Raw genomic sequence first — 12,039 nt, forward strand, 5'->3', positions numbered from 1 at the left:
AAAATGGTATTTAAAGAACTTTTCAGTTCCTCAAATCAATTTTATTGAAGCCTAATTCATAGCTTCAAAGAAATTTTTAAGAGCCTCTCAACCAAGCTTTTGCTTGTTTAAGAGAACTTCTTGTCCTCTTCTGGTGCTTCGTGTTTCTTCACGTTGTTTAATTTACAAGGTGCACGCCCTACCTCAGCGGCAGGAACTTGTTCATTATATCATATCGTTTCGTTGCTGTCAAGTACTTTTTTCAAACTTTTTTCAGAGCTTTTCAGCTCCATAAGTTCAAATCCAGAACTCTCATCCAGCCGCTCACCGCTCTCGCAGCGAACTTTTATATGATATCATGTTTCGCTTCGTTTGTCAAGCACTTTTTCCATTTCGTCGTCAGCCGTCAGGCGCGCCCAAAACGTTGTGCTCTTTCGCTCGGCCGCTCTCTCGCGGAGAGCTTGTCTATATTACCACCCCATCCCCGACTTGTCAACACTTTTCTTCTCTTTTTTTCGTTTTATTTTCATGGCGTGCATCTGTCCTCGCACCGTGGACTTTCTTCCTTTTTTGGCGGTTGCAGAGAGACTTTCCAGCTATTATAATATAAGAAGTATGCGGACGATTTTCCAGGAGGTGGCTCATATGCCCATTAAAATCCCTGATTCTCTCCCCGCCCGCGCGGTGCTGGAGGGTGAAAATATCTTTGTTATGACAGAGTACCGGGCCATGCACCAGGATATCCGGCCGCTGAATGTGCTGATTCTCAATCTGATGCCCACCAAGATTGTCACCGAGACCCAGCTGCTGCGCAAGCTGTCCAACACGCCTCTCCAGATCCAGGTGGAGTTACTGCGGACCTCCAGCTACCACTCCCGGAACACGGACAGCGACCATCTGGAGTCCTTTTATACTACCTTTGAAAAGGTGCGGGACCGCCGGTTCGACGGCATGATCATCACCGGCGCGCCGGTGGAGAACATGGAGTTCCAGCAGGTGGACTATTGGGACGAGCTGTGTGAGATCATGGAGTGGAGCAAGACCCACGTCCACTCCACGCTCCATATCTGTTGGGGCGCCCAGGCCGGGTTATACTATCACCACGGCATCGAGAAGCGCTCTCTGCCCAAAAAGCTCTTCGGCGTCTATGAGACCATGGTGCTCAAACCCAGCTCTCCGCTCTTCCGCGGGTTCGACGACATCTTTTACGCCCCCAACTCCCGGTATACGGAGGTATGGAAGGCGGACATCCTGAAGGTGCCTGAGCTGGAGCTGATCGCCTACTCCAATGAGGCCGGAGTGTATGCGGTAAAGACCCAGGACAGCCGCCAGTTCTTTGTGATGGGCCATCCGGAGTACGACCCGGACACACTGGCCAAGGAGTACTGGCGGGACCGGAACAAGGGGCTGGACATCGCGGTACCGGAGCACTACTTCCCCAACGACAATCCGGAGAAGCCCCCTGTTGTCCGCTGGCGCAGCGCCGGACAGCTGCTGTACACCAACTGGCTCAATTACTACGTGTATCAGACCACTCCCTATGACCTGGCCAATGTGCGCTGAATCCGGCGCGCCCTGAATGAAATACAATTAAAGAGGTATTCCCCATGAAAATCACCTATGAGGACGTAAAGAACAGCCCGGAGATCCGCACCTATATCACTCAGGCGGATGCCTCCCTCATCGCCCTGGGCTTTACGGAGCACTCCTTTGCCCACGTGACCAAGTGCGCCGAGACCGCCAGCAGCCTGCTGCGGGATCTGGGGTACGACGACCGGCAGATCGAGCTGGCCAAGATTGCCGGCTTCATGCACGACATCGGCAACGTGGTCAACCGCCACGACCACGCCATCAGCGGCGCCACTATGGCCTTCCGCATTCTGGACAAGATGGGTATGGACCCGGTGGACGTGGCGGCGGTCATCACCGCCATCGGCTACCACGACGACAAGACCGCCTTCCCGGTCAACGCCATTGCCGCCGCCCTGCTGCTGGCCGACAAGACCGACGTGCGGCGCAGCCGGGTGCGCAACAAGGACACCATCAGCTTTGACATCCATGACCGGGTCAACTACGCGGTGGAGAAGTCCGATCTCACTCTGGACACCGCCGCCAAGACCGTCACCCTCACCCTCTCCATCAATACAGAGGTGTGCGCGGTGATGGACTACTTCGAAATCTTCCTGGACCGGATGCTCCTATGCCGCAAGGCAGCGGAGTTCTTCGGCCTGACCTTCAAGCTGGATATCAATGGTCTGACCCTGCTGTGAGTTTCCGGCGGAGACCTTTATAAGATGAAATACGGCGGAGCCGGCCAAACCGGTTCCGCCGTATTTTTGTCCCGGCGCACGTCAGGCCTCTGCCAGCTGCCGGGCGAAGATCCGCCGGAAGAGCAGCCGGGTGACAGGCCCGGCGGCGAACAGGTTCCACAGCAGGACCATGGGGAAATTCTTCAGCACCGTGGCCACCCAGTAGGCCGGCAGCTGATCCCAGCTGCCGCCGCCCAGAATGACGGAGAAGAGCACCGCCGCCACGGCGCTCATGGTGGGGCACATAATCAGCACTGTGCAGCCGGAGATGAACAGCGTGTGGAGGAAGGGGCTGTCCTCCGCACGGCAGATTTTATCCGCCAGCTTATGGCCGATCCGGTTCCCCCACAGGTTTGAGAACACAAAGACAAAGAGCCACATGTAGGCCGCCTCCAGCAGTGCGTCCCAAAACACGTGGTTAGTCATCTGGGACAGTCCTCCCTCTTTCAGCGCCACGTTGTAGACCTCCATCCCGTAGGCCATGGTAACGGACATCAGCAGCCCGAAGATGATCCCCTGGAGCTTGGTTTTCGGCATGTCAAAGTCTCTCCTTTCAAATTAAAAAGCGTGTCACGACGGTCTCCCGTCATGACACGCTTTGCCAGCTCTATCTGCTACACGTGAATTTATTATAGCCCTGCCGTTTCAAAAAGTCAAAGCGAAATTTCCAGCACTCCGTTCGGTTCGTGCTCTCTCATATGTCCGTTTTGTAACCCTTTCGTTCTTGACATCATGCTTTTCTATGGTAATATGGAATCAGAGGATATACTACAATAGAAGTAGAAAGGAGTCTGCCTATGAAGCTGAGACGCCTGCCCGACACCGAGCTGGAGGTGCTGAAAGCCCTGTGGGCCGCCGGCGGCGAGACGCCCCGCTCGGCACTGGAGGACACCCTTTCCAGCCACGGCTGGGCCACCAATACGGTGAACACCTATCTCACCCGCCTCACTAAGAAAGGCGTCATTGCCTGCCGGAAGCTGGGCAAGAGCAATTACTACACGCCTCTGGTCACCCGGGAGGAGTACCAGGCCTTTGAAGGCCGGGCTGTGCTGGACCAGCTCTTCGGCAGCTCCCTCAAGGGCTTTGTGGCCTCCCTGGCCGGGGATGGACGGGTGAACCAGGCGGAGCTGGAGGAGCTCCAGCAATATCTGGAGGAACTGAAAGAAGGAAAGTAGGCCTGTGTCTGTATAGAGGAGTGATACAGCATGAAAGGAACACGTCTGCGCCCCAAACCACCCGCCACTCTCTTCTCCACCTCTTTCCGCAGTAGCGCGGGGGCCGTCCGGCGGCGGCTGGGCAATCTCTTTGCCACCGGGCGGAAGAACGGCGGCCTGCTGGCAGTGGCCGCCCTGGTGCTGGTGGTCTTTGCCGGCGGTCTGGTGGCCTGCACCCGCCCGGCGGCGGAGCCCCCGGAGGAAACCTCTTTTTCGGATATCCCCGAGGAGGTGGTTGTCTTTGCTCAAGAGTACGCCGCAGAGTCCATGGAGGAACTGTCAGGGGATTCCGGCACGTTTACCGCCAGCCAGGTCACCTCTATTCAAGGCGAGGGCACCTTCTCCGGCATTCTCCCCGACGCCGAGCTGGAGGTGTATCAGGTGGTCTACCGTCTGAAGGCCGCCGACCCGGATATGATGCTGGCGGGCGGCAGCTGGATGGACGACGAGGGCTGGTACCACCCGGACAGCTTTTTCTACTATCTGGTGGTAGAGCTGTCCGGCGATACCCGGACGCTGCTGGGCACTCTTGTCAGCGACGGTACGGACGCCGGTTTTCTCGGCGGCTGGGAGGGCATGTTGGGGAATTTCCTCATCCGACAGGGCAGCGAGGCCGGGGACGAGGCCATGATCCAGGCAGGCCGGCAGGCCTTTCTCCGGGGCAAGCTGAGCCAGGCCGACCAGATTATGGACTGCTTCCGGGGAGAGGCGACGCCCACCGGGCAGCCCTATACCGACAGCGAGGGGCACACCTGGCATCAGTTTGCCGACTTCCAGGACACCTCCTGGCGGCGGATGGACGACCAGATTCTCAGCCAGTCCACTATTATTTTCCCCCATGAGGTGAGTACCCAGCTGTTCCAGCGGTATGTGTATACGGCTCAGCCGGTGATCCTCCAGTTTGACGATGCCCTCTGGTTCCGTGAGGACAGCGCCGACCTGCTCTCCTGCGGGTATCACGCGGATACCTCGGCCATCACCATCACAAAATGGGAGGATGACTTTGTCCAGTTCTATGCCCCCGACGGGGACGATCCCACTGTTCGGTGGTACTTCACCCTGGCCATCGCCAGCAATCACCCGGAGCTGGTGGAAAACGGGGTGGGAAGCTGGGTGTTTTTGCAGTACTTTGACCTGACCTGTGAGGGGATCAGCGACCTGGAGACCTCCTTCACCCTGGACGGCGCGTCTTATGCCCTGGGTACGTCCGTCACCGGTTTGCTGGGCACGCCCTACGGCACCACCACCGACGATACCTATGGGGACGGCGTCTACACCTACGCCGAGTGGTACGGCAGCGGCGGCAGCAGCAGCGCCACCTATTTCTACGACCCGGCCCGCGGCTCTCTGGCCCTCCGGGTCCTGGCCACCTCGGACTTTCCCTCCCTGACCACCTGGCGGGGCATCCACCTGGGCAGCACCATGGAGGAGGCCAGGGCCGCCTATCCCGACGGGGAGTGGTTCTCCAACGGCGTCAACACCGAGCCCACCGACTGGCGGCTCTTTCTCACCTGCCCCGACGGGGACGGCGGCACCTACCAGCTGATTGTCGCATTCTATGACAAGGATCTGGACGGCGTGATAGACCGCCTCTATCTCTCCGACTCCAGAGTATAACAACACAGGAGGATGTCCATGCCCGGCTTTCTGCTCACTCTGGCGGAGGTCACCCTGACCATGTCCGCCGTCATCCTGCTGCTTCTGGCGCTGGGGCCAATTTTAGCCCGGCGGTATAAAATCCGCTGGCGGTACTGGGCCTGGCTGGCGGTGGCGGTGCGGCTGCTAATTCCCGTCAACTTCTCCCTGCCCAACGCCCCGGTGGTGCTCACGCCGCCGGATACCGGACCGATCCTCTCCGCGCCTCAGCCCCAGGACAGAGGCGGAACAGATGTCTCTCCCACTGTCTCTCATTTCCTGCCGTCTTCCGCCCCATCGGCTTCCCCTCTTCCCTCTCAGAGCATCTCTGTGGACGGCGGCACAGCGTCCTCTCCCCCTATTCCGCAGGCAAGCCCGGGCAGTACCGCCCCGCCTCCCACTGTTTCCCCTGCGCCGGACAGCGCACCGGCTCCGCTCCGCCTCACCCTGGGGCAGGCGCTCTTCCTTCTCTGGCTGGCGGTGGCGGCGGTTCTGATCCTGTGGCAGCTGGCCGTCCACTGGCGGTTCCGGCGTTATCTCCGCCGGTGGGCTGAGCCGGTGGCGGATCAGGCGGCGCTGGCGCTGCTGGAGGCGCAGAAGGCCCGGCTGGGCCTGAAGGCGTCCGTGTCCCTGGCGGTGTGCACCGGGGTGGACAGTCCCATGCTGGCCGGGCTGTTCCGCCCGGTGATCCTCCTCCCTCGGGCCCCCGAGGCCGGAAGTTCGGATGAACTGTCCCTGGTGCTGCTCCACGAGCTGTGCCACCGCAGGCGGCGGGATATCCTGTACAAGGCCCTGCTCTTTGCGGCGGCGGCCTGCCACTGGTTCAACCCGCTGGTGTGGGTGATGGTCCGGCAGGGCGGGCGGGACATGGAGCTGTGCTGTGACGACGACGTGTCCGCGCTGCTGACGGCTCAGGAGCGGGAGCATTACGCCCGGACCATTCTCAACGCCATTCCACGTACAAAGAGATAGAAAAAACCGGAGCGCGGTATATCCGCGCTCCGGTTTTGTGTTGGCCGGTTATTTCTTCTGACCATTGGCCTTTGCCTGGGCCTTGGCGGCCAGCTTGGCCGCCTTCTTCTTGGTGGGCTTGAAGCCCCGGAAGATGAAGTAGGCCAGCGCCAGGATGATGACCACAGCGGCAATATTGATGCCGGTGAGGATCTTCTCCGCCATGGTCATGGGGGTGACGAACTCGGAGCCGGGCATCAGGCCCATCATGACCTTGGAGTTGGCCACGGTGTAGAGGATATTGTGCATCGCCTGACGGCCGTAGTGGAAGTGGGCGGGGTTATCCTTGTCAAAGGTGAAGGGGATGGTGCTCTTGTCCGCGTTGGTCAGCTTGGCGTCGCCGCCGGCCTCAATCATCTGATAGGCGTCCATAAAGGGGCGGGTGTGGGCGGCGTCGGTGATGACAAAGCCGTGGAATCCCCACTCGGTGCGCAGGACGTTGGTGAGCAGGTTGTAGCAGCCGCCGGTCCAGGTGTAGCCCAGGCGGTTGAAGGCGGTCATCAGGGCGGTGACAGCGGGATAGTCCCGGGTGGTATTGACATAGCCTCCGCTGCCGTCCTCCTCCACGTAGCCGAGGGTGATGGGCTCATTCTTCACGCACATCTCAAAGGGCAGCAGGTAGATCTCCCGGATGGTCTGCTCGTTGGCCCAGGTGCACAGGCCGTACTGCACGTTGCCCTGGCTGTCAGAGCCGTCGCCCCGGTGGTTCTCCTGGTCGTTGACCGCGAAGTGCTTGATGAAGGTATACACGCCCTTGCTGGCAGCGCCCCGGCTGGTGGCGGAGGCCATCACACCGGAGAGGAAGCCGTCCTCGGAGTAGTACTCGTTGTTTCGGCCACTGTAAGGCAGGCGGTGGATGTTCATGGCGGGGGCGTACCAGCCCACGCAGCCGCCGATGACGGCCTGGTTGCCGATCATCACGCCGTATCGCTCAGCCAGAGGCTGGTTCCAGGTCTGGGCCAGCACGATGGTGCCGCTGTAGCTCACGCCGGTGCCGCCGCCGGTCAGACCGGTGGCCGCATCCTGATCCAGGGCAAAGGGCTTGCCCACGCTGTCCAGGGCGGCGGTACCGTAGCCGGAGAGGGTGATGGTGCTCTGGTAGTCCTCAGGGTTGAGCTGATCCAGCAGGTCCTCCCACATGGGGTCGTCGTAGTCCTTGCCACGCAGGTCGATGAGGGTCAGGCCGTTGTTCGCGCCGTAGACCGGGGTATCGGTCAGGGTGGCGGCGTCGGTGGGGTTGAGGGAGTCCGTGGAGTCCGCCTTGGCCAGGTCCTCCGCGCTGATGGTCTTGACATATACATAGGAGGCGGGATTGCCCTCGGCGTCGGTGCCGTTGATCTCGTTGCCCCAGGTGGAGATCACGTCGCTGATCTCACCGTCGTGGGTGGGCCAGGTGCCCTGCCAGTCGCTGCGGCTGAGATAGGTGCAGCCGCTGTCGGCAAAGTCAAACTGGTTGGTGATGGCCACGCCGGTGGTGGAGTCCACAGAGTAGGTGTCCACATCCATCTGAGCCACGGTATACACATCGGTGAAGGAGGCGTCGCCCTCAGCGGTCATGCCGTCGGCGGTGGTGTAGCCCTTGGCGGCCAGAACGTTGTTCACGGCATCGTGGGCGTTGGCGGCGGCGGTGATATAGTAGTCGCCGGCGTCCAGAATGTAGGTCTTGGCGGTGGTATAGTCGTAGGCCTTGAGCTGCTCCCGGTCAAAGGTGACGGTGACGGTTCCGGTCTGGCCGGGCTGCAGGGTGTCGGTCTTGCCGAAGCCCACCAGCTGCACGGCGGACTTCTCCACCTTGTTGGCCTTGTCGTAGTCGGTGTAGGGGCTCTGGACATAGACCTGGACCACGTCCTTGCCGGCCACGGAGCCGGTGTTGGTCACGTCCACGGTGACGGTGCAGGTGTCGCCGTCCCAGGAGGCGGCAAAGTTATCCCACCGGAAGGTGGTGTAGCTCAGACCGTAGCCGAAGGGATAGACCACCTGGTCGGCATAGTTGTAGTCGCCGGCGTTTCCGGTGCCCATGACCACGTCCTCATACCGGGTCTCATAGTACCGGTAGCCCACGTAGATGCCTTCCTGATAGGTGATATAGTTGTACTTGGTAAACTCGCCGTTCTCGTCCACGTACTGGTAGTCACCGTAGTTCTGGGCGGCGGGGGCGCTGGAGGCGTCGGCGGCAAAGGTGTCGATGGTGCGGGCAGAGGGATTGATGGTGCCCGCGAAGATATCCGCAAGGGCATACAGGCCGAAGTTGCCGGCGCTGGGCATATACAGGATGGACTTGATGTTCTCAAACTGCTCCACCCAGCCCAGCTCCATGGCGGCGGAGGAGTTGACCAGCAGAACCACATTGTCATAGTTCTCGTTGAGGTAGGTCAGGATCTCCAGCTCCACGCTGTCGGGCTCCAGGTAGCTCTTCACCTGATCCTCGGGGATGTCGGTGTGGTTGTACATGGAGCGGGGCATGTCGCGGCCCTCGCCCACTCGGCGGCTCCAGACGAACACAGGCACCGTATCCTTGGCGCTGTCCAGCAGGCCGGCCTCGCTCTCCATAATGCTCAGAGGGCACTCGTTGATGGAGAAGTCCTCGTTCTCGCCATAGTTGATGGAGCCCACGCCCAGGCCGTAGCTGCTGCCGTTGCCGGAGCTGTAAAAGTTCCACAGAGTCTCGTTGACCCCAAAGCCTCTCTCTTCAAAGGTATTTTTCAGCGTGGTTCCGGGGTCAGGGGTCATTCCCATGGACTGGAGCAGGGTAAACCAGGTGTTGCCCACAATCAGCTGGGAGGAATGGCCGAAGAAGCTGAAGGTGGTTCCTGCGGGGAAGGGCATGTTGTTGTCGTCGTTCTTCAGCAGCACCACGCCCTCGCCCACAATCTCCTCGTTGAGGGCCTGCTCCGCGGCAGCCATCTCCTCGGCGGTGTAGTCGGCCTTGTTGTACTGCAGGTCCAGGTCCTCGGTGTAGGTGTCGGGCTGCTCGATGATGGTGCCGCCGCCGTCACCGAGGAAGCCGTTGATCACGTTGAGGTTGGGCGGAATCATCACGTTGGCTACAATGGTGACCGCCAGGGTCAGGGCGATGAGCACGCCGCCCACGCTGGTGCGTACAATTTTTCCTGCCTTCATGGATATTTTCTCCTCTCTTCCTGCCGCATGCTCCTCCGCCTGGCCGGGCGGAGAAAATCAATGCTCATGACGCCGGGCGCGCCGTGCCCGGGCCCGGCGCCCGGTGCACTTTGCTTTCGTCATGAGCATGATACAAATTTCTCTGTCTGATGGGAAGAGATTTGCCGCCGTTTGCACAAAAGGCGACGCAGTTGGTTATTCTCCCTCCGGCTCGTCCGCCATGACCACGTCCAGCAGGAACACCCCGTCCTCCACCCGGACGGTGAGGGTGCCGCCGTACTGCTCGGCCACGGTGCGCATGCTCAGCATGCCGAAGCCGTGGTAATCCCGGTCCCCCTTGGTGGTGACGGGCAGGCCGCCCCGCATGGCCACCGGCCCGGCACAGCGGTTCTCCACGTGAATGCTCACCAGATTGCCCGTCCGCTTCACCGCCAGAAGGATATCCCGTTCCTCCTCGGGCAGGTTCTGCACCGCCTCCATGGCGTTGTCGATGGCGTTACCCAGCAGGGCGTAGAGATGGTGGGCTTTGATAAAGTCCAATCCCCGGCCGTCAGCCATGGAGCTCAGGCGGATACCCCGGCTGCGGCAGAGCACGTTTTTCTCGGTCAGGATGGTATCCAGCACCTCGTTGCCCGTCTTGGCCTGGTCGGCGTACTCGGCCAGCACCCGATCCAGCTCCCCCTTCTCCTCCCGGGCCAGATCTCCCCGGCGGCTGAGCAGCTCGCTCTGGTGGCGCAGGTCGTGGTACTTCATGTTGATCAGGTCCATGCTCTTGCGGGAGATCTCGTACTGCCGCTTCCCCTGCTCCAGCAGGTGCTGGACCTCGTCCAGCTCGTCCCGCAGGGCCCGGCTGGAGAGCTGGTTGTACAGCAGGATGAGAATCAGGCCGCAGATGAGGATATTGTAGCTCCGCTCCAGCAGCAGGGAGGCCCGGGAGCCGGCGGTATAGTAGTTGGTAATCATGTTGAAGATCACGTCGGCGGCGATGAGCAGCCCGCTGAGGCCCACCAGACTGGTGCGGCCCAGATACAGGTTGTGATTTTTCTTCAGGAGATTATCAAAGATACTGAAGGCGAAGGCGTACACCAGAAAGTAGCAGTCGATGTAGAACACCGTCTGGATCAGCGGTATCTTCCCCAAGTCAAACAGCTTGTCGCTGTAAGGGTCAAAGGTCATGCCAAAGAGCAGGCTCAGCTGGGTGGCCTCGCTGATAAAGGTGTAGAGCAGGTAGGCCAGATGCTGCACCGTATATCCGGCGATGCCGCAGAAGAGGATATTGCCCCAGGGCTCGTCGTAGCACCAGCGCATGGCCAGCAGGCTGCACAGAAACAGGGTCAGGAACAGGAAGGAGACATACCAGGCGTTGTATTCCAGGATGGGAAAAAGCGCGGTGATCAGAAACATTGCCCCGATGGCGGCGGCCAGCCGGGGCGCAAACCGCGGCCTGCGCTCCAGGCGGAAGAGAAACATGCCCTCGCCGAAGAGCAGCTGGGCCATGAACAGCAGCTTATAGAGGGACAGACCAGTCATTCCGTCACACTCCCCTGCCCAGATAGGCGGCCAGTGCCGCCATGAGCTCCTTTTTCTTGCCCCGGCTCACCCGCAGCTCCCGGTCCCCCACCAGCACCGTCTCGCCGGTGAGCTGGCGGACATGCTGGAGGTTGATGAGGTAGGAGGTGCTGCACCGGAAGAAGACCTCCTTGGGCAGCTGCTGCTCCACGGCGCTCAGCTTGCCCCGGACGGTCACGTCCCCCTGGCTGGTGTGATAGGTGATGTCATGGTCCATGACCTCCACGTAGTAGATGGACGAGGAGGTGAGCACCCGCACAGTGCCCCCCACATTCAGCAGCACCTCCCGGCCCTTCTTCAGGTCCACGGCCTGGAGGATCCGGCGCATCTTCATCTCAAAGGAGGGGTAGCGCACCGGCTTGACGATAAAGTCCAGGGCCTCCACCTCATAGCCCTTCACCGCGTACTGCACCATGCTGGTGACAAAGACCAGGGCGGTCACCCGGTCCAGCTCCCGCAGGCGCTGGGCGGCCTCCATGCCGTCCACCTTGGGCATGCGGATGTCCATAAAGATCAGGTCATACCGGGGGCTGTACTGCTCCAGAAAGCTTTTCCCGTCCCGGAACCGCTCCGCGGAGCAGGAAATCCCCCTGGACTGGCAGTACCGGTTCAGGCAGTCCTCCAAATCCCGGGCCGCCCCGTCCTCATCCTCCACGATCGCCGCCCGCAGCGTCTCTTCCATGTGGTGTTCGCCCCTCTCTGTACGGAGCACACGCCCCGCTTTCTGTGATTATATCGTAAAATTTCGCCGGCGTAAATATCTGCCCGCGCGAGGCCGGCGGCACGGTGGAAATGCAAAAATACAAACAACAACCCCCCGGCCATCCAACGTGACCGGGGGGTTACTGATGATTCTGAATCTCTACCAACTGATTAACCTCTTGCTTTCTGCAGATTTTGTACGTTAAGAATCCTGGATCCTGGAAAACATGTCTCTGCGCAGTTACCCAAAACACTTGGTGCACATCTGGCTCCGTCTTATGCAATACTTCGCTCGAGGCTGCCGTGTGCGATCTCACACATGTGAGTGCTGTCTGGAACTAACTCATGGCCGTTTTTCTCTTGGTTCCTGGAATCTGTCACGCGTGGCGAATGGGGAATGAATTCATTCGCTGGGAAAGAGCCGGTATCCTTGGTATCCTTGGTATCCTTGGTATCCTTGGTATCCTTGGTATCCTTGGTATCCTTGGTATCCTTGGTAT

Annotated in this window: 9 protein-coding genes and 1 pseudogene; 5 read left to right on the plus strand and 5 right to left on the minus strand. The window is 60.2% G+C overall.

The window, feature by feature from the left end; genetic code table 11:
- Positions 1-624: 624 nt before the first annotated feature.
- Both metA and WMO64_RS16780 read left to right on the plus strand, forming a co-directional pair.
- Positions 625-1,542: a homoserine O-acetyltransferase MetA gene (metA, locus tag WMO64_RS16775; RefSeq protein WP_349232731.1), complete on the plus strand. Its 918-nt coding sequence runs from the start codon at positions 625-627 to the stop codon at positions 1,540-1,542.
- Between the two features lie 44 nt (positions 1,543-1,586).
- Positions 1,587-2,249, plus strand: coding sequence for an HD domain-containing protein (locus tag WMO64_RS16780; RefSeq protein ID WP_349232732.1), 663 nt, complete (start codon positions 1,587-1,589; stop codon positions 2,247-2,249).
- 81 nt (positions 2,250-2,330) lie between these two features.
- On the opposite strand, the gene WMO64_RS16785 is transcribed toward WMO64_RS16780, so the two are convergent.
- Positions 2,331-2,825 (minus strand): DUF2798 domain-containing protein, encoded by a 495-nt coding sequence (locus WMO64_RS16785; protein ID WP_349232733.1) that lies wholly within the window; start codon positions 2,823-2,825, stop codon positions 2,331-2,333.
- A 260-nt stretch (positions 2,826-3,085) separates the two neighbouring features.
- On the opposite strand from WMO64_RS16785, the gene WMO64_RS16790 reads away from it, so the two are divergent.
- Genes WMO64_RS16790 through WMO64_RS16800 form a run of 3 tightly spaced genes read left to right on the plus strand, consistent with a single transcriptional unit; the run spans position 3,086 to position 6,109 of the window.
- Entirely contained in the window at positions 3,086-3,463 is a 378-nt protein-coding gene (locus WMO64_RS16790) for a BlaI/MecI/CopY family transcriptional regulator (RefSeq protein ID WP_349232734.1), read from the plus strand.
- Positions 3,464-3,493: 30 nt separating this feature from the next.
- Positions 3,494-5,119 carry a hypothetical protein gene (locus WMO64_RS16795; protein WP_349232735.1) on the plus strand — a complete coding sequence of 542 codons (1,626 nt, stop codon included), beginning with the start codon at positions 3,494-3,496 and terminating at the stop codon, positions 5,117-5,119.
- An 18-nt stretch (positions 5,120-5,137) separates the two neighbouring features.
- A complete protein-coding gene (locus WMO64_RS16800) occupies positions 5,138-6,109 on the plus strand; it encodes a M56 family metallopeptidase (RefSeq protein WP_349232736.1) in 972 nt (323 codons plus the stop codon).
- A 48-nt stretch (positions 6,110-6,157) separates the two neighbouring features.
- Here the strand turns inward: WMO64_RS16800 and WMO64_RS16805 are convergent, their stop codons facing one another.
- The 4 genes and pseudogenes from WMO64_RS16805 to WMO64_RS16820 all read right to left on the minus strand — a co-directional run.
- On the minus strand, positions 6,158-9,268 hold the full coding sequence (locus WMO64_RS16805) for a glycoside hydrolase family 3 C-terminal domain-containing protein (protein WP_349232737.1): 3,111 nt from the start codon (positions 9,266-9,268) through the stop codon (positions 6,158-6,160).
- A 195-nt stretch (positions 9,269-9,463) separates the two neighbouring features.
- Entirely contained in the window at positions 9,464-10,798 is a 1,335-nt protein-coding gene (locus tag WMO64_RS16810; protein WP_349232738.1) for a GHKL domain-containing protein, read from the minus strand.
- 4 nt (positions 10,799-10,802) lie between these two features.
- Positions 10,803-11,519, minus strand: a complete 717-nt coding sequence (locus WMO64_RS16815) for a LytR/AlgR family response regulator transcription factor (protein WP_349232739.1) — start codon at positions 11,517-11,519, stop codon at positions 10,803-10,805.
- A 296-nt stretch (positions 11,520-11,815) separates the two neighbouring features.
- A pseudogene (locus WMO64_RS16820) lies at positions 11,816-12,039 on the minus strand (hypothetical protein); the annotation flags it as partial.

The sequence above is a fragment of the Pseudoflavonifractor intestinihominis genome (assembly GCF_040096055.1).
In the GTDB taxonomy this organism is placed as follows: domain Bacteria; phylum Bacillota; class Clostridia; order Oscillospirales; family Oscillospiraceae; genus Pseudoflavonifractor; species Pseudoflavonifractor intestinihominis.

Coding starts and splice junctions, on each gene's coding strand:
- metA (WP_349232731.1), top strand. CDS start 625: ATGCCCATTAAAATCCCTGATTCTCTCCCCGCCCGCGCGGTGCTGGAG.
- WMO64_RS16780 (WP_349232732.1), top strand. CDS start 1,587: ATGAAAATCACCTATGAGGACGTAAAGAACAGCCCGGAGATCCGCACC.
- WMO64_RS16785 (WP_349232733.1), bottom strand. CDS start 2,825: ATGCCGAAAACCAAGCTCCAGGGGATCATCTTCGGGCTGCTGATGTCC.
- WMO64_RS16790 (WP_349232734.1), top strand. CDS start 3,086: ATGAAGCTGAGACGCCTGCCCGACACCGAGCTGGAGGTGCTGAAAGCC.
- WMO64_RS16795 (WP_349232735.1), top strand. CDS start 3,494: ATGAAAGGAACACGTCTGCGCCCCAAACCACCCGCCACTCTCTTCTCC.
- WMO64_RS16800 (WP_349232736.1), top strand. CDS start 5,138: ATGCCCGGCTTTCTGCTCACTCTGGCGGAGGTCACCCTGACCATGTCC.
- WMO64_RS16805 (WP_349232737.1), bottom strand. CDS start 9,268: ATGAAGGCAGGAAAAATTGTACGCACCAGCGTGGGCGGCGTGCTCATC.
- WMO64_RS16810 (WP_349232738.1), bottom strand. CDS start 10,798: ATGACTGGTCTGTCCCTCTATAAGCTGCTGTTCATGGCCCAGCTGCTC.
- WMO64_RS16815 (WP_349232739.1), bottom strand. CDS start 11,519: ATGGAAGAGACGCTGCGGGCGGCGATCGTGGAGGATGAGGACGGGGCG.